We start from the raw sequence: 24,061 nt of genomic DNA on the forward strand, positions 1-24,061 counted from the left end.
AAAGCAACTGCCCAAACAATCTCACTAAATGCGTTTAAGAGCCAATGTGGTCAAGAAGTCGCGTACAGTACAGATATCGTTTTCCACAACGCTGATGGCGACCCAGTAGGCAGCGTAAAAACGGATAGTAATGGTGCTTTCAATGGTGCTTTACCTGAAGGTACAAAGCATCTTTCAGTGATCGGTGATGTAAGAGATCGTGATTTAGAAACATTTAAACAGATCTATACTGAACTTGATATATCTGAGAGAACAAATTTAGGTGATTTTTACTTTCAAAACTACACTGAAAACTGTGGTTGCTCTGAGTACCTTGTGGATAAATCTGAACTCTCAGGTGACATAGCCAATGCTGCTATGCGATACGGTTCTGGAAACATTCTAAGAAACTCTGTAAAGATTTGCCCTGATCAAACTGAACTATACATTACCGCAACAGATTATCGCTATGATCTGGGTAAAGCGGCTATAGTTAAAGTGCCTACAGACAGTGATACGATTAAACTAAGCAATAGTGACTTTGCTTATGACGGGCTAGCGATTGAGCCTGTTTTTTGGACTGACGCCGAATTTATGTCTACTAGAGGTTATATAAATAGCCTAGGGCGATATGTTTTCGGCCAATCAGTGTCTGGACAGTCAACAGACTCTATGTATATTTTCCCAGCCCATACTGATGTTAACTTTTTAAACCAATATATTACCCAGAGTGTTTCGGTAAATAGAATTGATATAGACTTTTACGTTTACGCACGAAATGCGGTAAGTGAGGAGGGAAAGTACACTCTAACCCAATTACCTGAGATATCGACTGCACTTTCAGATGACCTTATTGCGGCATCCAATAGTGGCGCTGCATCCTATGACTTTTCCTCGACTGATGAGCGTTTTGCTCGGGCGACTTGGGGCTTCAGTTTTCTCGTAGATGACGCTGCCGAAACTCGATTTGATTGGAGCATTAGAGGTGGTATTCGTGGCGAGATCCCTGACTTGTCATTTGGGCAAGTTTTCCCTGAGCCAAAAGGACAAATCGACCTTGAGATTTTATCCATCTATTTGTATGGTTATGAAGGTCAGGCGACAGATAATAAATCTTTTTCCGCGTTATTGGATGAGTACGCGAAGGGAGATTCTAGGGAGAATCGCAAATTCGATAATTTAGTCTCTATAGAAGTTGTTGCTAACTTAGATACAGTATATTAATGTTAGCTTTTTTGCCTACTTAACCTGAGGTTTGGATAAGAAATCAGCTAACTCATTGCTTTTAAAGTTACATTAAATTATTTTCTTATCTAGTCAGCGAGTTTTGGGGATAACTCCGCTCTCGCATCCTGCTACCGCCTTGGTACCTATATCATTGTAGGCAAGGCGAATTTACGCACCAACAGCTGGCTTGGTGCGTAAATTCAACGCGGTTAGCGCTAAAGGCTGCTAGAAAGGCATCAATTATCTGAAGTTCAGGTTACTTAACGATGCATGATTAAGTAGGCCCAATCTATTGGTACTACGGTATTTTTTAAACCGACTAGTTCATGTATTTTGGATTCGTTAGTGCTTCGGTTTGCTAAGCATACTTGCAAGTTTTGTTACTTCATCAATCGCAAGCTGTTTAGCGCTTTGGTGCCTGTGATCAGCAAACTCTTGATACTCAGAGGCTATTTCATAGAATTTCTCGGCGCCTAGGTAGGGAGCGAGCTGCTCAATGTGGCTACTGAGATGATTCAAATGATATTGTGACTCACCTTTTCTAAATCCAAACTCCCCCCAAGAGGCCAGTAGCACGAGTGCTTTACCTGACAATGTTGGTTTAAGAGGTTTATTGCCTCGCGCTAAGTCAAAACTGAAGGTTTTGTTAATACGGATCGCCATATCAAACCAAGCTTTTAATACCGCAGGCATACCATAGTTATACATAGGGCTGGAGATCACGATGATATCGGCATTACAGATTTCTTCGATAATTTCGTCGGATTCTTCGAGTATCAAGTGCTGCTCTTTGGTCAACGTTCCTTTCGCAAATGCAGCGGCGATAAAGGTATCATCAATAAATGCTGGTTGTTTTTCTGATAGGTTGCGGTGGGTGACTTCTACTTCATATCCTGAGCGGTTAAATTCGGCTAGAAATTGCGCGCCTAACATTCTGCTAATGGACTGGTGTTGCGATATGTTCTCGTGGTACTTTCTTGCGCTACAGCTAATGTATAAAATGTTTTCCATGATTTTTCTCCATTTATCTAAGGCCTTTGATTGTGAGGTTTAAGCGCTTTTTTGACAACTGAGGAAAATAGCCATATAGATGAGATAAGCTAACTTATGGAGCCAGTATGTTCTCACATTTACCGTCGTTGAATAATTTAAAAACGTTTGCTGTTGCGGCGCACTACTTAAGCTTTAAAAAAGCAGCACAAGCCCTTAATGTTACGCCCACTGCGGTCTCACATCAGATAAAGTCACTAGAATCTCAGTTGAGAGTGCAACTTTTTGAACGACAAACACGAGCGATTAAACTAACCCCACAGGGGAAGTTATTGGCTGTGAGCTGTATTGATGCACTTAATATGCTTGACAATGCCTGTATGGAGTTTAATGAGCAGAAAAATAATCTGGTAATATCATGCTGTAATTCATTTGCGGCGCTTTGGTTCGCACCAAATATGGCAATGATAAACCGGATCTTTCCAAATCAAATAATTACCATTAGTGCCAGCGATCAGCTTATTGATTTAGACAAAGAGAAGCACATTGACATCGCCTTAAGATACGGACTACCTAATCAAAGTACTGACGAAGTACAGTTAGTTTCTGAGCAAATTGGACTTTACTGTAGTGCTAATTATCAAGTGCCAGAACAGGGTAAGCCGACACTTTTCGTGACCCATTGGCAAGAAAGCGCATTATTAGAAAATATTCTTTGGCAGACGTATGTTGATGAAAACCTATATGCGATTCATCGCTTTGAACAGGAGCACTTTGTATTGCAAGCTGCTTTAGCTGGTCAGGGAATGGCTCTAATGAGTAATGTTTTAGCATATTCTGCGCTTAAGCAAGGTTGGTTGCGTAAAATCAATAAAATAAAGAGTTTTGAGGGCTATAGCTATTGGATGAGGCGGACTCATCATCGTAAATATGATGCAGAAATAAATCGATTTTCACATTGGCTAGAGCAGGAGCTGCAGGAGCGTCATGCATAGTAATTTAGTTAATTACTATGCATGCTGTTAACTTAGCAAATACCAGTTACATTACATGGCTGAGTTGGACCCGGCGAAGATGCAAATGTATCCGTTGGTAAACAATCAACGCGTCTTGAGTCAGGATAACTGCTATCAGGGCCTACTGCACCACCAGCGATATTTGGTGTCATGTTTGGCGCGAGCTGTTTGTTTGCTGTTAATGATTTTAGTGCGGTTTTTTTTATTGATAATTTCATTATATATCTTCCTTATAATTATTAGCCCCTAAATTAGGGAACTTCAATGTTTCATAATTGTTTTTGCTTGTCAATATAGTGTTTCTTTTGTTGTGCTCGGTAAGCTGTTTTCAAAAACTGTTCTATACTTCGTATGTAGCTTAAGTAGTGATTTGCTTAACCTTTAATTATTCTACTAACTATCTACGGGTGTTGAACTTTTGAAACAGCTTATATTCCTCTGGCTATGGCTATTTTCAACTCTATGCTTTGGGGCCGACTATACTTTTGCGTTTGTACCACAACAATCGGCGAACAAGCTGGCCAAAAATTGGCAGCCTATACTGGATTATGTTAATAGCAGAACAGGGGATACCTATACTTTTAAAACTGCGAAAGATATTCCTACTTTTGAACAACAAGTAGCACAACAAGGTTATGACGTAGCCTATATGAACCCTTATCATTTTGTGGTGTTTAATCAGCGCTCGGGTTACCAGGCAATAGCCAAGCAAAAGGATAAAAAAATCCAAGGGATTATCGTAGTAAAGAAGGATTCTGAGATTACCGCGCTTGCTCAGTTACAAGGCGAAACGTTGGCGTTTCCGGCACCTGCGGCCTTTGCTGCAAGTATTTTGCCTCGAGGTGAGCTGGCAAAACAAGGGATTGCATTTACCCCAAGATATGTATCATCTCATGATTCAGTATATTTAAATGTTGCGCGAGGGTTTGTAAAAGCCGGTGGTGGGGTGATGCGAACGTTTAACAATGCTGATCCCGCAGTTAAATCACAATTAGCCATTTTGTGGACAACACAAGGATATACTCCTCACGCCTTTGCGGTAAAACAAACAATGCCAGCGGATGCAAGAGCACGTTTGGTCGATGCGCTAACTTCACTTGACCAAAGTGAAGCAGGGAGAGTATTACTAAAAACGGTAAACTTTACGGCTATTACTCCCGCCTCCAATGAAGAGTGGCAAGATGTGAAAGCATTACAATTAGAAACACTAGTAGGGCAGTAGTACTTACATGGCGCAAGTATCACTCAGGCTCAAAACTATGATAGGTACAGCCGTCATCGAGGCTGTGTTGCTCAGTGTGTTGATACTTGTTGTGATTGATTACATGAAGGTATCTGCTAATGAAGCCATGAATAAACGTGCAACTACTACAGCAAGCTTATTTGCCAGCGCAACCAAGAATGCGGTGTTATCCTACGATTTAGCTACATTAGACTCCTTTACAACTGAGCTGCTCAGTAACCCAGATATTCTGTATGTAAAAGTAGTAGATGCAGAGCAGCAAACGCTGTCCTTTGCAGGAAATGAGATTTACAGAACACGTCAATTCAGCGAGGATGTGTTAGTAGAGCAAGTCGATGATGGAGTGTTTAACATCCATGCCGATATAATCGAAGGTGGAACTCGGTTTGGTACTATTCAGATAGGCATAGACATTGGTGGCATCAATAGAGCCATCTCTGAGGTAAAAAAGTGGACAGTATCTATCGCCTTATTTGAAATGGCACTAGTTGCCATTTTTTCTTACTTTTTAGGAATATATCTAACAACTAACCTCTATATCCTTAAAAATCAAGCCAACAAGATTGCACGGAATGTCGCAAAAGGTGTATTTGATTTTAAATGGCAACCCATAAAAAGTAAGGATGAACTGCAAGAACTCTCATTGGCCTTTGATGAACTATCCCAAACATTGACCGAAGAACATGAGCGGCGAGAACAATACAAGCTGGAGTTAATCGAGCTAAATAAGCAGCTAGAGCAACTCGTCGAACAAAGAACTGAAAAGCTTAAGCAACAAAACTTGCAACTTGAAGCGACCAACCGCGAGCTAGAAAATGCACAGCAGCAACTTATACATTCTGAAAAAATGGCATCTGTGGGTCAGCTAGCTGCCGGTGTTGCCCATGAAATTAATAATCCATTAGGGTTTGTGATGAGCAACCTAGATGTGATGCGTCACTATCATTATGATTATGTAACGCTTGCAAACCAAGCGATGGCATTAAAACTGCAGCCAGAGCAAGACAATGGTTTACATGAATTATTGAATAGTAAAGATTTTGCTTTTATCAATGATGATTGTTCAGATCTTATCGATGAATCAATTTCCGGATTGCAGCGTGTATCTGCCATTGTAAAAGATCTGAAGCAGTTTTCACGGGTGGAGAATGTACAGATGCAGTCCTGTGACCTTAACGCCTGCATTAAAACCACATTAAACCTGTTAGAGAGCAAACTGAAGTACCATGCCAAAGTGATAACGCATTTTGATGAAATCCCGGCGATACAAGGGAATCAAGGAAAGTTAATACAAGTGCTAACAAACTTGCTCATGAATGCCTCTCAAGCTATTGCCGAAGAGGGAGAGATCATTATCTCAACAAGCCACAATAACGAGGCTGTAGAGATACAAGTACAAGACAATGGCCCAGGTATCGCGCCGACAATCATCGATAAGATCTTTGATCCCTTCTTTACAACAAAACCGGTTGGAACGGGCACGGGGTTAGGCCTCTCTATTAGTTATGACATTATCAAAGAGCACGGTGGTGAATTAATGGTTGATAGCACAGAGGGTGTGGGCACCTGTTTTATTATTAAATTACCAGTCTGAAAGTATAGATAAAATGAACATATGCGCTTTGTTCGTGTTGTTTAATAGGTTTACTCGTTATGTTGATTAACAAACACACGAATACGGTGTTTATCAGGGTCTAATACGACAAAACTCATGCCATAGACCTCGCTTTGCGGTGCCTGAGCAAACTCAATATCAATTGAATTCCATGTATCGTATAAAGCCAAAAACGCCTCTTGACTTGGTTGCAGAACAGAGATTTCTGTGCCGCCACCCGTAATGGAACTTGGAGGCGTAAGCGCTGTGTTTTGTTTCAGTGCAATCGAGACGTTGCTTGCACACTTCAAAGAAACAAAAGTTGGAGAAAGCTGTGCAGTCTCACATTGGAATAGCAGTCCATAAAACGCTGCGCTAAGCTTGATATCGCTTACGTATAACACCAAAGAGTCAACGGTAATCATCATTAAATTCCATTATGTTTAAAAAGTTGTGGCTAGGATACTCTCTCAGTTTGTCAGCTATTGTCAGTAGTCTTACACTCAGCTGAAGTATGAGCGTAAATAACCTGAGGTTTGGAAAAGAAATGAGTTAACTCATTGTTTTTTCTAAATTACATTAAATTACTTCTTTGGCTAGTCTGAGCGTTTTGGGAATAATTCCGCTCGCGTCCTGATACCTACATCCCTGTAGGCAAGACGACTAGCTACTGGAAGTGAATTCAACGCAGTTAGCGCTATAACGTTTTACTAGAAAGGCATTAATTATCCAAAGCTCAGGTTAAATCGTCAAAATCACTTTAACTTCATATTATTAAAGCTTAAAGTTAGAGGTACAGGGCGCCATTTAGGGCCTTAACCAAAAAACGTTGGCATATGGAGCTGAACATTACGTGAAACTAGATATTTCTGCCGATCTCAGATTACAAGAACTGGCTTTAGAACACGCAAAGGCCTTGTTTGATTGTGTGCAAAGCAGTCGTGCAAGTTTACAAAGCGTGTTGCCTTGGGTGGCGAATTTATACTCTGAGGCTGATGCTGAGCGATACATCGACACACGCATAAACAACCAAGTCGGCGGGCTTTGGTCTGCTATTGAATTTAATCGCGAATTTTGCGGCGTGTTTGGGATCAAATATATGGATGCTCAAACGCAAACCGCTGAAATCGGCTATTGGCTTGGTGAAAAGGCAAGAGGCCATGGCTTAATTGGCCAAGTGCTTGAACAGGTAATTGCCAAACTTCGAGAGGTAAGTGATATTAAAACGGTGGAGTTTCAATGTTTACAGTCGAATATTGCGAGCCAGCGGATCATTGAAAAAATAGGTGGCCAGTTTGTCGAGTCCTGTGTCAATGATTTGGGCGTAGCAAGTGACGAGTCGTTATATATTTATCGACTCGCACTTTAATTTCGTTTTTTAGAGGAAGGAGCGCGTAGGTGCTATGCGCTCAACTGATTAATTTGCCTCACACTTAGCAGGTACAGTCCGGTTTCGTAGAGTGGTGATGATAATTTGCGGTAATAGTGGCATTACAATCATGCCAATCATCAAGCTATATTGAAGCGGTGTGAACGTTTCGCCCAGTAGTACCAACCCCGTTAGAATCCCCGCAATCGGATTTGCGATCCCACCAAAGGTAAAATCCACCACAGACATACGTTGAAGTAACCATACATACAAGCTGTAACCCAGTGCTGTATTAAGCACCACAACCCAGAGCATGCCAGTGAGATTAATCATCGAAAAATTGTTAAAAGCCGCAATATACTTAGCTGGTGCGATAATACCGTGAACGCTAGATATCAGCGTAAGAATAACGCCACCAATAATTAGCTGCCAAGTTAATACCGTCCACCAATGCATGCGATCACCAAGAGACTTAGTAATTGAGCTGCCAATCACAATACAAGTAATTGCCGCCAGTATTGCTCCTAACCCAAGTGGATTTAAACTCAGAGAGCTCGGATCAAATAGCAACCATGCCAACACAATAAGCGCTGCACCGCATAATGCTTGCACTAATCCTGGACGTTGTTTGTTGACTAACCAATGATAAAGCATGGCGAATACCGGCACAGACACCATGCCTACGCTCGATATGGCAGATGGTAGCGTTAACGACATTACGAATATCATGCTAAAAAAGGTCGCGATATTAATCGCCCCAAGGCCGAATAGTATTTTCCAGTCGGCTTTTTTTGGCAAACTCGGCTTAACTGCCAGCAAAATAAGCCCAGCCGGCAGCGCTCTAATAGCACCAAGTAACAGGGGCGGCCAATCCGCAAGGGTGTATTGTGTTACCGCATACGTAGTGCCCCACAAAAATGCAGGGATCATCGCGAGGAGTATATTCACATTAACTATCTTTACGTTGAGATACTTTCCGGTAAGGTATTACTAAAAACACTTTTTGTAAAGTATCTTTATGTTAAGATATTTCTTTATAAGTTTGTTGTCGGGGCAAATATTGATGGATGCGATTGATAGAGTGCAAGAGCAGTGGACTCGCGAAAAACCACAGTTACAAACAACGCCAATGGCGATAATGGGTCGCTTAGTGCGTATAGCTAAACATATGGAGGCCGAAGTTGAAAAGCTGCACAAGCAATACGGTTTAAACTTAGGGGAATTTGATGTGTTAGCTACCTTGCGTCGTAGCGGTGAGCCATTTCGTTTAACTCCATCAGAACTGTTTAAAACCATGCTACTCACTTCTGGCGCGATGACCAACCGTTTAGACAAGCTAGCGGCAAAAGGCCTTATTAAGCGTGAACATTGTAAAGAAGACCGCCGCAGTGTAACGGTGGAATTGACAGCCGAAGGCCTCGCCTTGATTGAAAAGCTGATAGAACCACATATAGCTATTCAAGCCCAATTGGTTGAAGGAATGAGTAGAGAGCAGCAAACCCTGTTAAATGGTGTGTTAAAAGAGTGGCTAACGCAATTTGAGTGAGGGTGTAAACCTTCTTGTAACATGTCTGGTAGGTTGAAATAAATGAAGCACCACCCAAGGTGCTTAATAGTGTGAACAGCCTTGTAGGAGGCGGTTTGCCTGCCGAGAATTTATGTTTTCTGGTGTGAGGGTGGGATAACAAGCTGTATGTGAGATCTTCTACGGTTATAGCAATTAAGCTGCTTACACGTATTGCAAAAACTATCAGCGTGATGTGTCTCAGAATTCAAAATATAATCATTTTTTGTAGGAGGCGGTTTACCCGCCGAGAAGTTGTGTCTTTCGAACGTTGGTTTGGCATAACTATCACTAACACAAACCCCAAACAAAAAAGCCACCTTGTTAAGATGGCTTAGTACAACCACGCATTCAGTTATTTATGCTTTACAGCCCACAGATGCAATAGTTCGTGTGCAATGGTGGCGGCGGCGATTGCGGTGAGCTCGCTTTGGTCGTAGGAGGGTGAAACTTCTACTACGTCCATGCCTATTATGTTTAGCCCTTGCAGTGCGCGTAAAATCTTCAGCACTTTGTCGCTGGTTAGACCGCCGCACACTGGGGTGCCGGTGCCAGGTGCAAATGCAGGGTCTAAACAGTCGATATCAAAGGTTAAATACACCGGCAAGTCGCCGACGCGTGCTTTGATTTGCGCTGCTATTTCTTCGGCGCTTAAGTCGTTTGCTGCCATGGCGTCAATCACGCCAAACTCGTGACCTTGCTCTGTGTACTCGGTTCTAATGCCAATTTGCATTGAATGCTCTGGGCTTATCAAGCCTTCAATGGGGGCATGATAGAACATAGTACCGTGATCATAGCGTGAGCCTTGGCTGTACGTGTCTGTGTGCGCATCAAAATGTACCAGCGCCATTTTGCCGTGAATTTGCTGGTGAGCACGCAGCAGTGGCAGGGTCACAAAGTGATCGCCGCCTAGGCTTAATAGCGTTTTGCCTTGCTGCAAAATTTGCAGAGCAGCTAGCTCGAGTTGCGCAGTAAAATACTCAGGGTCGCCAACCGGGTAAGTGAAATCGCCGGCGTCCTGTAGTTTAATTTTGTCCCACAATGCAAATGACCAAGGGTATTTTTTGCTTTCCCACGCTAAGTGCACGGATGCGCGACGGATTGCGTCCGGACCTAAGCGAGCGCCTGGGCGTCCAGAGGTTGCCAGGTCAAATGGTAAGCCAAGTACCACAACGTCTGCATCAATATCTGTGATATTGCGTACCATTGGCTGACGTAAAAACGTCATGCCGTTGGAGTACAGAGAATGATCGGTGTGATCGAATAAGTGGCTCATGGGTTAAAAATCTTCCAAATAAGTATAGCCGTAAAGGCCGGTTTCAAGCTCTGCTAGGCAGGTTGCTTGCTCTTCAAGCGGTAGTTTACTTTCAACTAGGTTGGCAAAGTTACGCTTAAATTGTTCAACATCAAGGTGTACATAACGCATCATATCGGCAACGGTGTCGCCTGCATCGACATTACCAAGCGACAATTCACCTTGGTCATCTAATGTGGCTACAACGGTGTGGGTGTCGCCAAATAGGTTGTGCATGTCACCTAAAATCTCTTGGTATGCACCCACCAAGAAAAATCCCAGTAAATAGGGTTTATCTTTGTAAAACTCAGGTACTGGTAGCGTGGCTTCAATACCTTGGCCATCCACATAATGCTCCACCGTCCCGTCAGAATCACAGGTAATATCTAGCAATACCGCGCGGCGCTTGGGTGCCTCTGTTAACCCGCTGAGTGGTAGTACAGGGAACACTTGTTCAATACCCCAAGCGTCTGGCAAAGATTGAAATAGCGAGAAATTCACAAAGAATTTATCCGCAAGCTTGGCACTGAGTTCGTCAATAATTGGGCGATGGAAACGGTTTTTGTTGTCCATACGCTTGTTTAGTTCATAACATACGCGCAGGTTCACTTGCTCCGCCCATGCTCTTTGCTCAAGGCTTAATAGGCCCATCGCAAATTGGCTGTGTACTTCTGCCAAGTCGCCTTGCGTATCATGAAAAATTTCAATCAATGCACGGTCATCACTTTGCTCACTGAGAGCCTGCCAAGACGTCCACATATTGTGCAGTAATCTTGGGGCATCACTTGCCGGTGCAGTTATCTCTTCTACTTGGTAGCTCTCTGTGCCAATCACATCGGTGATTAATACCGCGTGATGCGCAGTTAACGCACGGCCTGATTCCGAGATGATCTTTGGCATTGGCTGATTGTATTGCTTACAGGTATCGCCTACGGTGTAAACGATGTTGTTTGCATATTCAGCTAAGCTGTAGTTCATCGAGTTGGACGATTGGCTGCGTGTACCGTCGTAATCCACCGCAAGTCCGCCACCTACGTCTAAATTCAACAGGTTTGCACCTAAACGGCGTAACTCGCAGTAGAATCTAGCGGCTTCACCCACACCAACACGCACGTCACGAATGTTGGCCATTTGTGAACCTAAGTGAAAGTGCACCAGTTGCAGCGCGTCTAGCATATCGGCTTGCTTTAATTGGTCCACAACCGTTAGTACTTGTGAGGCAGACAGACCAAATTTAGACTTTTCGCCGCCGCTTGCTTGCCACTTTCCTTTACCTTGCGATGCCAAACGTACGCGTAAGCCTAAACGTGGTTTAACGTTTAGTGTCTTGGCTTCTGCCATCACAATGTCGAGCTCAGAACGCTTTTCTAAAACGATATAAACCTGATGACCTAATTTCTCGCCGATCAGCGCAAGACGGACGTATTCTCTGTCTTTGTAGCCGTTACACACGATCACTGCACTGGTTTTTTCACTGAGCGCCAATACGGTAAGTAACTCAGCTTTACTGCCAGCCTCTAAACCAAGCTGTTTTTTATCGCTAGCTGCTTGGCTTGCGATAAGCCCCTCTATGACTTCTTTTTGTTGGTTTACTTTAATTGGGTAAACCAATAAATAATCTTCTGGGTAGCTGTAATCAGTAATTGCCTGATTAAACGCACCAACAATATTATGTACACGCTGTTCTAGAATTTGTGGAAAACGCACTAGTGCAGGTAGGGTATAACCCTCAGATTTAATTCGTTGTGCAATGTTTGTCAGAGTTACGGCGTGCTGTGGCTGCTGTTGGTTCGGCATCGCAGTAACCTCTCCCTGATCATTAATACCAAAGAAGCCTTGGCTCCAGTGGCGCACGTTGTAGCATTCACGTGCTTGCTCAGAAGAGGTAAATTTGGTCATTCAAGTTCCTTAACGTAAATTGGGTTCAGCCTGCAGTGCGCCATCATTGGCGGCTACTCACTGAGTGAAAGGTAGAATTAACCAGAACTCGGCATAACAACTTATTCTCTGGCTGCTGTTATCCCTTACTACAGCGTTAAATTTGTTTGCAATAGGCCAGCTATTGCCGCACAAATTAGCCTTGTATTAAGAAATAACATCTGGTCAGAGCGGTATTACGCTTTTGAGCATGGATATTTTAGTTGATTAGTTAACTTTTTATCCCGAGCTCAGGTTAATTAATTTTCGCGCATTAGACACAATTAGAAAGTTTCAGTCTAATGAGTTATTTTGCTCGTCAAGAGTGACAAATCTTGAAATAAACCAAGCTAGAAGTTTTGCTTTTTATGAATGTTTCAGAAGTTTCTGAAACTTCGTTGTAGTTATTGAAAAAGTATACTAGTATCGCTGATGGGAAAACTTAAAAAGTGAGAAAGGATAATGAAAACAATAATATCAACAGTACTAGGGCTTGTTGCTATCAGTTCAGTGGCCAGCGCCAACCAGTCAGTTCATCAACATGATTACCAATTTGTAGAAATAGGCGGCAATAAACTTGCCTATGCTTGTAAAGGAGAGGGCGAGACTACCGCACTTTTACTCGCAGGCATGGGGTTAGATGCTCATGAAACTTATAAAAACACCATTCATAACGCAGATCCGAAAGGCTATCGGTTGTGTTTTTATGACCGAGCTGGCACCGGGAAAAGCACTATTGCAAAGCCACGAGTGCGGACTATGTTAGAGCTTACACAAGAGCTTGAGGCATTCACTCAAGCCACTAAAATGGATAAGTTGGTACTTGTGCCTCACTCTTTTGGTGGGTTTGTTGCAAGAGCCTACGCCAATCGAAACCCTGAGAAAGTGAAAGGGATGGTACTTATTGATATCACTCATGAGTCTTGGTACCACGAAATGAAAAGTAAGATGTCCAAAGATGCATGGAAGATCATGGATTGGATCATCAACTGGGAGCGAGATACTCATTCACTAGAAGATTTTGAAGAAGCTTCATCCCATACAGCGATGTACGAAATCAATCGGAAAATGCCAATTACTATACTGTCACGTGGGATCCCTCATGTTTCTATTCGCTCTACTGGTATGAGTTATGCCGATGTTGATGTTTATACTCAAACTTCAAAAGACTCCCAAATTAAGCTGCAAGAAATTGGCGATAATGTCACCCCAGTTACTATGAAGTACGCGTCTCATCTGTTTGATCAAACGGACCCATTTATTGCCATCAAATATATTGAAGATATGGTGAAAAAGGTACAATAATATTTTTTTACGCAAAGGGTTAGCGGTTATACTGCTGCTAACCTTAATAAATAATAATAAAAGCGATGTTTTCTCACCATATAAAGAGCTCAAAAATTACCACCTTTTTATTAGCCTTCGCGGGAATAGCAGGGTTTGTATTATTCATATTGGGCGTATTTGGCGCCCCAGAATGGACCTTAATTCTAGACTTTACCGCTAGTTTTTTGTGTTTATTCGTCGCGTTTAAGCTATATCAAAGGCACCTCAATGCATTGAGTTGGGCAGCCTTGCTTGGCGGGCTTATGTCAATTGGGGTTGTCGTCGATGATACGCTAATCCAATTTTCATCAGGACTGCTATTAACGGTTCAATTGAATCTAGAAGCCATAGCAATAAACATCAACTTGCTTGGTTTAATTCTCATCGCGACTGCGCTTACGGCAAAAATAAAGCTAACAAATGCAAAGGAATAATCAATGGAACTACTTAGTTATTTGCAAACACATTTTATTACCAAAGAGAGTTTACTGCGTGAGTCGCAGTTATCCCACCTCGAATTGGCTATGTTAATTGAAAAGCGTTTGATGCCAAAAGCTGCCTATAAACTAACATTAAAGCTCGAATGTGACTCTTTCTTTGGGGAGCACTGTGATGAAAGTAACCTTGAATTTTATCCGCAGGGCGCTTTGGTATGGCTAGGTGCTGTGTCGCAACTAACGGATGAAACACAAGCCTTTGCACTCTTTAGTAAACGCTATAAAGATCAACTGCATAGATTAAAAACCCAAGGTCTTAATCCGCAAGATGCAAAACTGAATAAAGGCATAGATGCACACCTAGAAAATGAATGGCAACACTTCCTTGGCGGTATTTACGGCCTTTGTACTAAAACGGGTTCGCCAGAAGATATTGCCAATAAAGAAGCCGCTATTGTTATTATCAACGAGTACTTGGCACGAGATGAACACTTGAGCCCGGATGAACTAATTAACCTTCACCAAGTGGTTGACCTATTAGACAAGGCAAGTGCCTTATTCGCGCCTCATGAGCGTGAACGTAGCTCACGCAAGCGCTTAATCGACGACGTAAGAGCAAGATTTCCAAAGCCTTTAACATCATAATTAGCTGTTTTTTGCTTTTGAATAATGTGAATTGACTTTACTTCACTTCACTTCACATCCATTTCACACCTGTCCGCATAAAGTGTCTGTAACAAAACAACACGAGGACCGGATGATGAACAAATCAATATTAACCTTATCTTTGGTTGCCGCGTTATCAGCGGCTTCAACCGACACTTTGGCGCAAGAGGAGAGCACGCCTCATGTACTCATGGTGCTCAGTAGTTATGGCGAAATGGGTGCAGATGGCACCTTGACTAAACCAGGCTTTGAATTTGACGAGCTTACTAAAGCCTACGCGGTTTTTAAGCACAGTGGGGTTAAGGTCACGCTGGCTTCTCCAAAAGGGGGCGAGCCGCTGGCGGATAAATTTGATAAAAACAAACCTTACAATAAAGCCTATCAGGATGACGCCACTGCCATGGCGCAACTCAAGAATACTAAAAAACTAAGTACCTTAGAGGCGGCAGAATTTGATGGTGTGTTTGTGGTTGGTGGCAAAGGCCCAATGTTTGATTTGCATAACTCGAAAGCGTTGCAGGCAATAATTCGCGATATATATGTTAATCAGGGTATTATTGGTGCTGTTTGTCATGGCCCAGCGGCGCTGGTTGATGTGACACTTGAAAACGGCGAATACTTGATCTCTGGTAAGCGGGTAAACGGGTTTACCAATGAAGAAGAAGCCGCTTTTGGTAAAAAGTGGACCAAGCAGTTCCCCTTTCTTTTGGAAGACAAGTTGATTGAGCGTGGTGCATCTTTTGTACAAGATGGATTGATGCTTAATCAGGTCACCATTGATGGACAATTGATCACCGGGCAAAACCCATTCTCTACCGCAGATACCGCCAAAGCAATGGTTGCTGCGCTTGGATTACCTACCAGCGATGGACCTCGTTTTAAAGATGATGAAAGTATTCTGCTCGTCGAGCAATTCTTTTCTGATAGTGCTAAAGCAAAGGCGCAGTATTTGGCGGATAAATCAAAATTCGACCCTATGCTGATAGGGATCTCAGGTTTATATCAAGCCAAGCATGCGCAAACAGCCTATCAGTTAACTGTCGCAGTGGAGTTAATGCAACTAACGCTTGCGGATATCGACCATCCAATGCTGTACGAAGCTTTAGTTCAAGCTCAGTTAAAGCTAAACCGTGTCAGCGAAGCTAAATCGACTTTGGCATTAGCACTTGGTAAGCACAGTAAAGCTGAAAATCTAATTGCGTTAAAGGCAAAGGTTTATGGCTAAGCAAAGCTGGAGAAAAACAATGTTAGTAGTTACAGGAATTATCGCAGGTGTTGCCGCTGTTTGGTACGCAGTATTTGGATTAAAGCCATATAGTGTTACCGCAGCTGAATTAACGCAAATTTATAGCTATGAGCAAAAAGCGGTTGAAGTAAATCTATCGCCATTAAAAGCCAATCACTTTGCACTTGAGTACAAGACGTTTGATGGCGATAACGTCAATGGTCATATTATTTATCCAAGTAATTACGATGCGACTAAACCAATTCCTGTTATGGTGGGTGTCCATGGTATGGGTCGAAGTGATGTGCGATGGATACAAGAAAGCTTCAAAGGGCGTGAAACATACGAACAAACTGATGAGTTAACTAAGATGGCACTTGCAAAAGGTTATGCTGTTATCGCCATAGACTCTCGGAATCACGGTAAGCGAAAAGATCTTGATTACAATATTATAGAAGTGATGCATGATCTAGACTGGTGGGGCAAGCGCGAACCCTACGAGAATATGATCATTCACTCGGTGAAGGATCATCGAGTGTTGCTTGATTGGATTGCAACCCAACCGCAGTTTGACCAAAACCAAATTGGTGTAGCTGGTTACAGCATGGGCGGCCAAATCAGTTTGATCCTAGCGGCGCAAGACAAGCGAGTGGATAGTGTATTGGCTATCGTGCCACCTTACCTTAATGACACCGTTGCAAAGGTAGCAATTAAAAATTTTGCAACAGCAATTAATACCCAAAAAGTGTGGTTAGTCTCTGCGGATGACGACGAATATTCAAGTGAAAGTGAAAACGAAGCGCTTTTTGCAGCAATCTCAAGTGATAAAAAGCAGCATGTGGTGATTGCTGGTGAACACGTGTTACCAGAGGGCTACTATAAGAAATTACAAGGTTGGTATTAATGAAAACAAGCTCACAACTTACCATTTTAGTCATTGAGGATAATCCTGCGATTGCAAGCAATATTGCCGATTACTTCGACATGCTCGGGCATAGTTTGGACTTTGCCTACACTGGGGAGCAGGGTTGTGAGCTTGCACTAACACAGTATTTCGACTGCATTATTTTAGATATTATGCTGCCAGATATCGAGGGACTTGAAGTCTGTCAGCGATTAAGGCAACAAGCTGACAGGCATATTCCTATCATAATGTTAACTGCTCGAGATACCTTGGACGATAAATTAGCAGGATTTGCACAAGGTGCGGATGATTATCTCACCAAGCCTTTTTCGCTAGAGGAGCTCGCAGCCCGAGTTAGTGCATTGACTTGTCGGTTGAATCCAAGGCAAGTAACTAGAACATTGTGTTTGGGGGAGGGCGACAGGCAGGTTACGCTTAACTACCAAAATCAAACGGTCACTAGAGATCATACTGCTTTAGTACTTCCACCTATTTTATTTAATATTCTTAAAATATTGATGGAAAGTTACCCTCGAGCGGTATCAAAAAGTGAACTTGTAGAGCGTATTTGGGGCGAGGAGGGCACCGACTCGGATTCGTTACGGTCGCATATTTACCAATTACGCAAAACGGTAGATAAGCCATTTCCAACTGCCATTATTAAAACCATTCATAGCGTTGGTTTAGTGCTGGATTTATAGCTGAAATAGCAACTGAGAAAAATGAAAACAAAACAATTAAGAAACCGCATCATCACTTATTTTGTCTCTATCGTCGTACTGCTCAGTGTATTATTCTCACTGATCACTTTGCTTTTTAGCTACATCATAGAAGACAGTTTTTTTTATCAAATTTTAGAGGATGAAAGAAAGCAGGTAGCGCTTCAAATCGTCAATAACGAAACACCAAAGCCACATTTTGACTTTGTTACTTTTCATCCGACTACAGAGACTTTGCCCACGGTTGTGAAAACACTGCTCGCAGAGGAGCCAAATCGTACAGAATTTAGCGCTGAGGCAGGTAAACATTATCATATCGCCTTTATTAACAAAGCTGAGCGTGGACAAGGCATATTGCTCGCTGAAGTAAGCGGTCATCTGGTGGTTCGCGAACTGAGGGGCTTAATGCTAGGCTTTTCTCTTTCTTTATTGGCGATAGGCTTAGTTGTGGCATTATTATTAGCGCTTGGTACGGTCAAGCTAGCGAAAAGACTACTTAAGCCTTTGGATGAGCTAATGGTAATTGTAGAGGCAAGCCCCGTAGAAAACTTACCCACCAATTTTGCGTCTCAGTTTTCTCAAAATGAAATTGGTAAATTTGCACAAACACTTGAATCAGCCTTGGCTCGCATTCACGCATTTGTCGAGCGTGAACGGCAATTTACCAGAGATATCTCTCATGAATTAAGAACACCAATTACTATATCCCAAGGCGCAGTTAGTTTACTTGCTCATACTGAGTTAACGAGTAAACAGCAGGAGCTGGTGGCAAGAATTGCGGAGTCGGACAAACAAATGCAGTTAACGCTAGAAGCTTTGCTTGCCCTTGCCCGAGAAAAAGCCGACAAGCCGGAACCAACTAATCTACAATCAGTGATAGAGGCATGTGTTATCAATAATCAAACGCTGTTTGAGCATAAGCAACTCAGTATTAACTTACCAGATAACACTTTTGTTCCAATGGCTGCGCAGGAGCTAAGATTGGTGGTACAAAACCTGTTACAGAACGCTGTACATCATAGCCAAGGTGAACAAATTCATATTTGTTACCGAGATAACACACTAACGATTGCGGATAATGGTCAGGGGTTACCACAAACCTTTACAGCTAACGAGCAAGTCTTTGAGTCTGGAATGCGGGGGCCCAATAGTTTGGGTACAGGTATTGGATTATCGCTCGTAAAACGTCTTTGTGAGAAGTTTTCTGTGGCGGTGATGATTGAAAGTAGCGAAACGGGTGTGTCGGTTCACTTAAAGTTTGCTTAGGGCTTACAGTTATTGAGCTAATCTAGCTGAGACTGCAAGGCACGGTGACTTCCGTTATCGTGCCTTAATAGAATTTAATTGAGCTTAAGAAAACTCGGCGATAACCAATACTCTCTTGTGCTTAGCACTATAAAAAACAATCCCTTCACCACCGCCCTCAAAATAAGTGGAGAAGCAGAAGGTACCAAGATAAGTAAAATCTACGTCATGCTCTTCATCAAAAAAGCCAATTTCACGAGTGGAGTAGTGGCTGTAATTCTCGCCACTTTGCTCATCCATAGCGTCAAAATAGCGCGTTTCATCATCACCTTCTTCATCCCACAAATAGGCGTCCCAATTGCAACCGAGTATGGGTTGGCCACCGAATTCAAATAGCGGATCGCTTTCATCGTTTTCGTCAAGAGCGTAGTTAAGTCGTTGATGTTTGGCGTAGAAGCTGGCTGCGTGCTGATAGTATTCGCTATAGTCTCCAAAATCCTCCATTTCTTCACTTAGACTGTCAACATTGTGAGCGTCAACCTGCCACCCTTTATCAGTCAGTGAGTAGGAGATATAAGGAAGGTCGCCATCAAAAATCTCCATCGAAATCGGTAACGCGATCAGTACCTTATCATCGTTATTTGCGTCTAACTTTGAATAGGCAAGTAGCCCTATTGGTAATAGCTGAGTGTCATTAAATGGGACATCTTGGGGGCTCGGAAATGGCTTGTAAAAATCAGTAGCTTGTAACACTTTTGTCGCAGGGCATGCAACTGCCGAATCTTTAACGTAGAGGGCCATAAAATAACTCCTTTTTATGGTATGAAATTTATAGATTAATACAATATGCTTGTGTTTGGCGCACACAATATAGCGATGCGTATGGAAAATCAATCAGTGATGATAATCGGTAGAGCGTTGGTGTGCCTGTCCTTTATCTTTGCTTTATATTTGCTCCAAATTTGTGGCTTACTATGCCTATCACTGGGCCATTGCGGTGCAGCATTGTCCGCTATAATACAAACTACATCAGGTGAGGAAAGTAGATACGCCATGGAAAATAGAACGTTTAAAATCAAAGTAATGGACCTAACTGAATTAGAAATTGCAGCAAATTGGGCTTTGCAAGAAGGATGGAACCCTGGGCTTAGCGACGCTAAGTGCTACTATCAAGCCGATCCAAACGGTTTTCTGATTGGCTATCTAGGCGATGAACCTATCGCTTCTATCTCTGTGGTTAAGTACGATGACGGATTTGGTTTTTTAGGTTTTTATATCGTTAAGCCAGAATATCGAGGTCAGGGTTATGGGATGCAGATTTGGCAGGCTGGACTTCAATATTTAGCTGGTTGTAACGTCGCACTTGATGGAGTGGTCGCGCAGCAAGAGAATTACAAAAAATCGGGTTTTAAGCTCGCCTATCGTAATATCCGCTATGAAGGAATAGGTGGGGGGAAAGCACCTGAATGTGCAAACCTAGTAGACCTTAAACAATTACCCATAAAAGATGTTATTGCGTACGATAGTGCGTTTTTCCCAACAAAAAGAGTAGCCTTTGTTGACGCTTGGATTAACCAGCCAAACAGCCACGCTTTAGGTATTAAGCACGGCGACACACTTGCAGCCCTTGGCGTGATCCGCCCTTGTTATTCTGGATATAAAATAGGTCCTCTTTATGCTGATAGTAAAGCGCTTGCAGAAACACTCTTCTTAGCGCTTAAGTCCAAAGTACCTGCAACTGAGGCCATTTATTTGGATGTGCCAGAGGTAAACACGGCTGCTGTTGCGCTTGCGCAAAAGTATGATATGTCGCTTTCTTTTGAAACCGCCAGAATGTACACCGGTGAACGCCCAGATTTGCCATTAGCGCGAGTGTTTGGGGTGACGTCGTTTGAAATTGGTTAGCGCTTATTCAAAGCGGTATTGCTGATAAGTTGAAGCTAATAGCTCAATAAACTCCCGTACCTTTGCGGGCGTATATTGCTTCGACAAGTAGAGCGCATGGATAGGATAGCTTTCATTATGTAGCTTTGGTAGCAGTTGTATACAGCTGCCTTGTGCAATCTCATCTTTGAATGCCCAAAGTGGTCCGTAATGAACGCCAAGGCCAGCGTTTACCCAATTTTTTAGCACTGCGACACTGTTGGCGACGAGTTTACCACTTACCGTAACGGCTTCACGATGTAGGCCCTTACCTAGAATGAGCTGATTACCAAGCTTTGGTTTGTTGTAAAAGATAAAATCCAGCTTGCTCAAATCGCTAAAGCTTTGTGGTTGCCCTACGCGCTCAATATAGGATTTAGATGCCACTAATACCCGTGGTACATGGCCAAGTTGTCGGCAAATCAAGGAAGAGTCATCTAATTTACCTATCCTAATCGCAATATCGATTTGTTTAGTTTTAAGATCTTCAAAGTGGCTACCAAGCATTAGTTCGATATTAAGATCAGGGTAGGTGGTGATCATGGATTGAACCACAGGCGCTATGAAGCGTTCGGCAAAGTCGTGTGGAGCGGCTATCCTTAGTGTCCCTGAGGGAAGTGCTGAAGTGCCGGATATCGACTCTTCTAGTTCTCTTTTTTCCTCTAATAATTGCTTTACACCTTTGTAGTACTCAAGCCCGACCTCAGTCGCCGCCGTTTGTCTAGTAGAACGTTGTAATAGTTTTACTCCTAATCTACTTTCTAAGTGTGCAAGTTTTCGACTAACCGAGGAGGGATCGGTTCCTATCACTTCAGCCGCTGATTTAAGGCTGCCAGATTCAACGGTGAGTACAAACAGATCTTCTTCAGTAATCGATTTCATAGCGGATGTAAAAAATGCAATTAGTAAATGACTAAAATCACTATACCTGTATCTCTCTCACCTAGCTACACTAAAAGTCGGCTGAATATTTCAAATAGGAAAATACATATGTCTAAGCAATTAACAGGTAAGGTCGCGTTTGTTACAGGTTCATCCAAAAATATGGGTAAAAGCTTTGCTATAGCCATTGCAGAGCAAGGCGCTGACCTTGTTATTCACTACCATAGTGTCCACTCAAAGCCACAAGCGATTGAAACGCAGAGGGAAGTAGAAGCTCTCGGTGTAAAGGCGACCCTAGTTCATGGAGACATTAGCAATAAAGCACAAGTCATGAATATTTTTGAGCATATTATTAGTGAGTTCGGTGGTGTAGATATCGTTATCAATAATGCAGGTGCGATCAGTAAAAAGCCTTTTGTAGAGTATACGGAGAGTGACTTTGATGCGCTATTTGGGATCAACTGTAAGGGGGCCTTTTTTGTGATGCAAGCCGCTGCCAAGCATATCCGTGACAATGGTCGGATCATCAATATGGCAACCTCGCTGTTAGCTGCATTTACATGGGGATATGCGCTATATGCTGGTTCTAAAGCGCCATTAGAACAATTTACAAAAGCGCTGGCTAAAGAAATTGGGCATCGAGGAGTGACGGTTAATACTATTGCACCAGGTGCTATCGATACGGATTTTTTTCACGGCGAAGAAAACCCCCAAACTGTTGATTACTTAAAATCCGCAAGTGTCATGAATCGACTCGGTCAAATAGACGATGTTATCCCTGCAGTGGTTTACCTTGCTTCAGAAGCGTCTCGCTGGACAACAGGGCAAACCTTATTTATTAATGGTGGCTTTGTGACGCGTTAGTAAAAATGGCTAAGCGATCTTTGCTAACGCAGTATTTGTTAATATCAAGGTAAAAGTGGTGCCATTGGTTTTATCCGAGCTCACTTTTAGTTCTCCTTGTAAGTGCTTCTTCACTAAATTATAAGTGACACAGAGCCCAAGCCCAGCATGACCATGTTGTCGTGCTGTGGTATAAAACGGTTCAAAAATATGTGCTAGGGTATCTTCGTTTATCCCGACACCTTGGTCTTGAACCCGAATAAATATTTTATTCTCGGTTACTTCTAACCGCACTAATGCTGTAGGTTGCTCATCTATTTCACTGCTATAGCCATGTACACGTGCATTCTCAAGGAGTTGAAATAAAACTTGTTGCAAAGCCTTAGTATTGATTTTAATAAGCTGGTTTAGCTTTCCTGAAGCTTGAAATTCAACATGCATTTTGAGTTGAAAACGAGCAGTTTGTTCACAGTAATCTCTAAGAAATGTCTCCAGGTCAATACATTCTTCTACATCAGCTTCTTGTTCGGCAGAAATCAATTTAAACTCTTGTACTAGCTTTGCTGTTTTACTCAAGTTTCGCTCTGCAATTGATAACCCAGACCCCAAAGCCGTCATAATCTCCAAAAATTCGGCATGAGAGAGCCGTTGGGTACGCATGCCATTGTCCATTACATCCACTTTTTCTTGGCAAGAAGAGACCGCGGTTATCGAAACGCCTAGCGGCGTATTTATTTCGTGAGCTAGACCTGATACTAGGCTACCTAGGCTTGAAAGCTTTTCTGCTTCAATCAACTGTTGATGGATGACATGAATATGACCAAGAAGTTGGTTAATAGCTTGGCTGACGTCGGTTAATTCATTATGGTTTGCAATCTCAATTCTTTTATCTAGGTTTGAGCTTTCGATAATGTTGTGAATCTGCGAGCGAATATGATTAATTGGATGTTGAATAGACCGAAATAACGCAAAACCTACGGCCAAAATACTCGCAAATACAACCAGAGAAAATCCAATCAGTAAGAGTTTAAGCTTACTAAATTGTTGTTCCGTTTGTTTTACCACGTCGAGCGCGACATCATTTTGCACTTCGGTGAGGGCTTGAAGTGAAGCGGTAAGTGGATCAAATTTATCATATAGCTCCGTGACAAACTGGTTTTGTGAAATAGCTAAAAACCTGTTCGAAGTGATCGCTGTTCGAATAGTATCTAGATAATCGAATACGTTTTGCATTTGAAACGCAATCAATTCAATTTTTACTTGCTCAGCTGTGACTAAATAAGTTGAAAGATAACTGTTCCACTCTTGCTTCATGGTGCTTGTGGCGCTATTTATCTCGTTAAGCACGGTACTTTTATTTACTAACCCCGCCCGAAATTTATGCAGAATATCGACCACTTGTATGGCGCCATGATCAGACACTTTCTTAATTTGAATAAGTGGTACGACCCTGTCTGCATACAAAGACTCAACTTCGGTTTCTAGGTGGGCATATCGGTCAAACGCGTACCCTAGGAGCAAAGCAAGTGCGATAACCGGAAATAAAATGAGCAGCCAAAGTTTATGGCTGATTTTGATTAGTTCAAGCACTACACAACTCTCTTTTACGTATCACCTTCAAGTATAAGCGCAATTACAAATGTCGCCATGGTGAAGGGTAGATATTTAAAAAAATCGCTAGTGCGACTTGTGTCGCAT

24 protein-coding genes are annotated in these 24,061 nt (G+C 42.4%); 15 read left to right on the forward strand and 9 right to left on the reverse strand.

Translation table 11 applies throughout. The features are described 5' to 3' along the window. Nucleotides 1-1,203, forward strand: a 1,203-nt coding sequence (locus CEX98_RS22835) for a hypothetical protein (RefSeq protein WP_099641349.1), incomplete at its 5' end; no start/stop codon positions are given. Between the two features lie 345 nt (nucleotides 1,204-1,548). Here CEX98_RS22835 and CEX98_RS06805 read toward each other — a convergent pair. Next, nucleotides 1,549-2,217 carry an FMN-dependent NADH-azoreductase gene (locus tag CEX98_RS06805; RefSeq protein WP_099641350.1) on the reverse strand — a complete coding sequence of 223 codons (669 nt, stop codon included), beginning with the start codon at nucleotides 2,215-2,217 and terminating at the stop codon, nucleotides 1,549-1,551. 107 nt (nucleotides 2,218-2,324) lie between these two features. On the opposite strand from CEX98_RS06805, the gene CEX98_RS06810 reads away from it, so the two are divergent. Next, nucleotides 2,325-3,191, forward strand: a complete 867-nt coding sequence (locus CEX98_RS06810) for a LysR family transcriptional regulator (protein ID WP_099641351.1) — start codon at nucleotides 2,325-2,327, stop codon at nucleotides 3,189-3,191. Between the two features lie 32 nt (nucleotides 3,192-3,223). Here the strand turns inward: CEX98_RS06810 and CEX98_RS06815 are convergent, their stop codons facing one another. Then, nucleotides 3,224-3,430, reverse strand: coding sequence for a hypothetical protein (locus CEX98_RS06815; RefSeq protein ID WP_099641352.1), 207 nt, complete (start codon nucleotides 3,428-3,430; stop codon nucleotides 3,224-3,226). A 200-nt stretch (nucleotides 3,431-3,630) separates the two neighbouring features. On the opposite strand from CEX98_RS06815, the gene CEX98_RS06820 reads away from it, so the two are divergent. Beyond that, nucleotides 3,631-4,434, forward strand: a complete 804-nt coding sequence (locus CEX98_RS06820; protein WP_099641353.1) for a PhnD/SsuA/transferrin family substrate-binding protein — start codon at nucleotides 3,631-3,633, stop codon at nucleotides 4,432-4,434. Nucleotides 4,435-4,471: 37 nt separating this feature from the next. Continuing rightward, entirely contained in the window at nucleotides 4,472-6,049 is a 1,578-nt protein-coding gene (locus CEX98_RS06825) for a sensor histidine kinase (protein WP_099641416.1), read from the forward strand. A 50-nt stretch (nucleotides 6,050-6,099) separates the two neighbouring features. Here the strand turns inward: CEX98_RS06825 and CEX98_RS06830 are convergent, their stop codons facing one another. Beyond that, complete coding sequence (locus CEX98_RS06830) at nucleotides 6,100-6,477, reverse strand: VOC family protein (protein WP_242441650.1); 378 nt, start codon at nucleotides 6,475-6,477, stop codon at nucleotides 6,100-6,102. Nucleotides 6,478-6,902: 425 nt separating this feature from the next. On the opposite strand from CEX98_RS06830, the gene CEX98_RS06835 reads away from it, so the two are divergent. Then, nucleotides 6,903-7,418, forward strand: a complete 516-nt coding sequence (locus tag CEX98_RS06835) for a GNAT family N-acetyltransferase (protein ID WP_099641355.1) — start codon at nucleotides 6,903-6,905, stop codon at nucleotides 7,416-7,418. Nucleotides 7,419-7,466: 48 nt separating this feature from the next. Here the strand turns inward: CEX98_RS06835 and CEX98_RS06840 are convergent, their stop codons facing one another. Continuing rightward, a complete protein-coding gene (locus CEX98_RS06840; protein WP_172439730.1) occupies nucleotides 7,467-8,366 on the reverse strand; it encodes a DMT family transporter in 900 nt (299 codons plus the stop codon). 115 nt (nucleotides 8,367-8,481) lie between these two features. Between CEX98_RS06840 and CEX98_RS06845 the strand changes: the two genes are divergently transcribed. Continuing rightward, the gene (locus CEX98_RS06845) at nucleotides 8,482-8,964 is read left to right on the forward strand and encodes a MarR family winged helix-turn-helix transcriptional regulator (protein ID WP_099641357.1); all 483 of its coding nucleotides are present in this window, start codon (nucleotides 8,482-8,484) and stop codon (nucleotides 8,962-8,964) included. 373 nt (nucleotides 8,965-9,337) lie between these two features. Here the strand turns inward: CEX98_RS06845 and speB are convergent, their stop codons facing one another. Both speB and speA read right to left on the reverse strand, forming a co-directional pair. Beyond that, complete coding sequence (gene speB, locus CEX98_RS06850) at nucleotides 9,338-10,258, reverse strand: agmatinase (RefSeq protein WP_099641358.1); 921 nt, start codon at nucleotides 10,256-10,258, stop codon at nucleotides 9,338-9,340. Nucleotides 10,259-10,261: 3 nt separating this feature from the next. Beyond that, on the reverse strand, nucleotides 10,262-12,175 hold the full coding sequence (gene speA, locus CEX98_RS06855) for a biosynthetic arginine decarboxylase (RefSeq protein ID WP_099641359.1): 1,914 nt from the start codon (nucleotides 12,173-12,175) through the stop codon (nucleotides 10,262-10,264). Nucleotides 12,176-12,655: 480 nt separating this feature from the next. Here speA and CEX98_RS06860 point away from each other — a divergent pair, with 480 nt between their 5' ends. The 7 genes from CEX98_RS06860 to CEX98_RS06890 all read left to right on the forward strand — a co-directional run bounded on the left by CEX98_RS06860 (nucleotide 12,656) and on the right by CEX98_RS06890 (nucleotide 18,736). Beyond that, a complete protein-coding gene (locus CEX98_RS06860) occupies nucleotides 12,656-13,498 on the forward strand; it encodes an alpha/beta fold hydrolase (RefSeq protein ID WP_099641360.1) in 843 nt (280 codons plus the stop codon). 65 nt (nucleotides 13,499-13,563) lie between these two features. Beyond that, entirely contained in the window at nucleotides 13,564-13,953 is a 390-nt protein-coding gene (locus CEX98_RS06865) for a hypothetical protein (protein ID WP_099641361.1), read from the forward strand. Nucleotides 13,954-13,956: 3 nt separating this feature from the next. Then, a complete protein-coding gene (locus CEX98_RS06870) occupies nucleotides 13,957-14,601 on the forward strand; it encodes a DUF6058 family natural product biosynthesis protein (protein ID WP_099641362.1) in 645 nt (214 codons plus the stop codon). A 112-nt stretch (nucleotides 14,602-14,713) separates the two neighbouring features. Beyond that, nucleotides 14,714-15,847 (forward strand): type 1 glutamine amidotransferase domain-containing protein, encoded by a 1,134-nt coding sequence (locus tag CEX98_RS06875; RefSeq protein WP_242441651.1) that lies wholly within the window; start codon nucleotides 14,714-14,716, stop codon nucleotides 15,845-15,847. 19 nt (nucleotides 15,848-15,866) lie between these two features. Next, entirely contained in the window at nucleotides 15,867-16,751 is an 885-nt protein-coding gene (locus CEX98_RS06880) for an alpha/beta hydrolase (RefSeq protein ID WP_242441652.1), read from the forward strand. Then, nucleotides 16,751-17,452 carry a response regulator transcription factor gene (locus tag CEX98_RS06885; RefSeq protein ID WP_099641365.1) on the forward strand — a complete coding sequence of 234 codons (702 nt, stop codon included), beginning with the start codon at nucleotides 16,751-16,753 and terminating at the stop codon, nucleotides 17,450-17,452. Before CEX98_RS06880 ends, CEX98_RS06885 begins: the two co-directional genes overlap by 1 nt. 21 nt (nucleotides 17,453-17,473) lie before the next feature. Then, complete coding sequence (locus CEX98_RS06890; protein ID WP_099641366.1) at nucleotides 17,474-18,736, forward strand: sensor histidine kinase; 1,263 nt, start codon at nucleotides 17,474-17,476, stop codon at nucleotides 18,734-18,736. A gap of 84 nt (nucleotides 18,737-18,820) precedes the next feature. Here CEX98_RS06890 and CEX98_RS06895 read toward each other — a convergent pair whose 3' ends face one another. Next, a complete protein-coding gene (locus tag CEX98_RS06895; protein WP_099641367.1) occupies nucleotides 18,821-19,516 on the reverse strand; it encodes a hypothetical protein in 696 nt (231 codons plus the stop codon). Between the two features lie 252 nt (nucleotides 19,517-19,768). Between CEX98_RS06895 and CEX98_RS06900 the strand changes: the two genes are divergently transcribed. Next, the gene (locus tag CEX98_RS06900) at nucleotides 19,769-20,620 is read left to right on the forward strand and encodes a GNAT family N-acetyltransferase (protein ID WP_099641417.1); all 852 of its coding nucleotides are present in this window, start codon (nucleotides 19,769-19,771) and stop codon (nucleotides 20,618-20,620) included. Between the two features lie 3 nt (nucleotides 20,621-20,623). On the opposite strand, the gene CEX98_RS06905 is transcribed toward CEX98_RS06900, so the two are convergent. Continuing rightward, on the reverse strand, nucleotides 20,624-21,520 hold the full coding sequence (locus CEX98_RS06905) for a LysR family transcriptional regulator (protein ID WP_099641368.1): 897 nt from the start codon (nucleotides 21,518-21,520) through the stop codon (nucleotides 20,624-20,626). Between the two features lie 108 nt (nucleotides 21,521-21,628). Here CEX98_RS06905 and CEX98_RS06910 point away from each other — a divergent pair, with 108 nt between their 5' ends. After that, nucleotides 21,629-22,384 carry an SDR family oxidoreductase gene (locus tag CEX98_RS06910; protein ID WP_099641369.1) on the forward strand — a complete coding sequence of 252 codons (756 nt, stop codon included), beginning with the start codon at nucleotides 21,629-21,631 and terminating at the stop codon, nucleotides 22,382-22,384. Nucleotides 22,385-22,393: 9 nt separating this feature from the next. Here CEX98_RS06910 and CEX98_RS06915 read toward each other — a convergent pair whose 3' ends face one another. Next, a complete protein-coding gene (locus tag CEX98_RS06915) occupies nucleotides 22,394-23,953 on the reverse strand; it encodes an ATP-binding protein (protein ID WP_099641370.1) in 1,560 nt (519 codons plus the stop codon). Nucleotides 23,954-24,061 lie beyond the last annotated feature (108 nt).

This window comes from Pseudoalteromonas piscicida, assembly GCF_002744175.1.
GTDB classification, from domain to species: domain Bacteria; phylum Pseudomonadota; class Gammaproteobacteria; order Enterobacterales; family Alteromonadaceae; genus Pseudoalteromonas; species Pseudoalteromonas piscicida_B.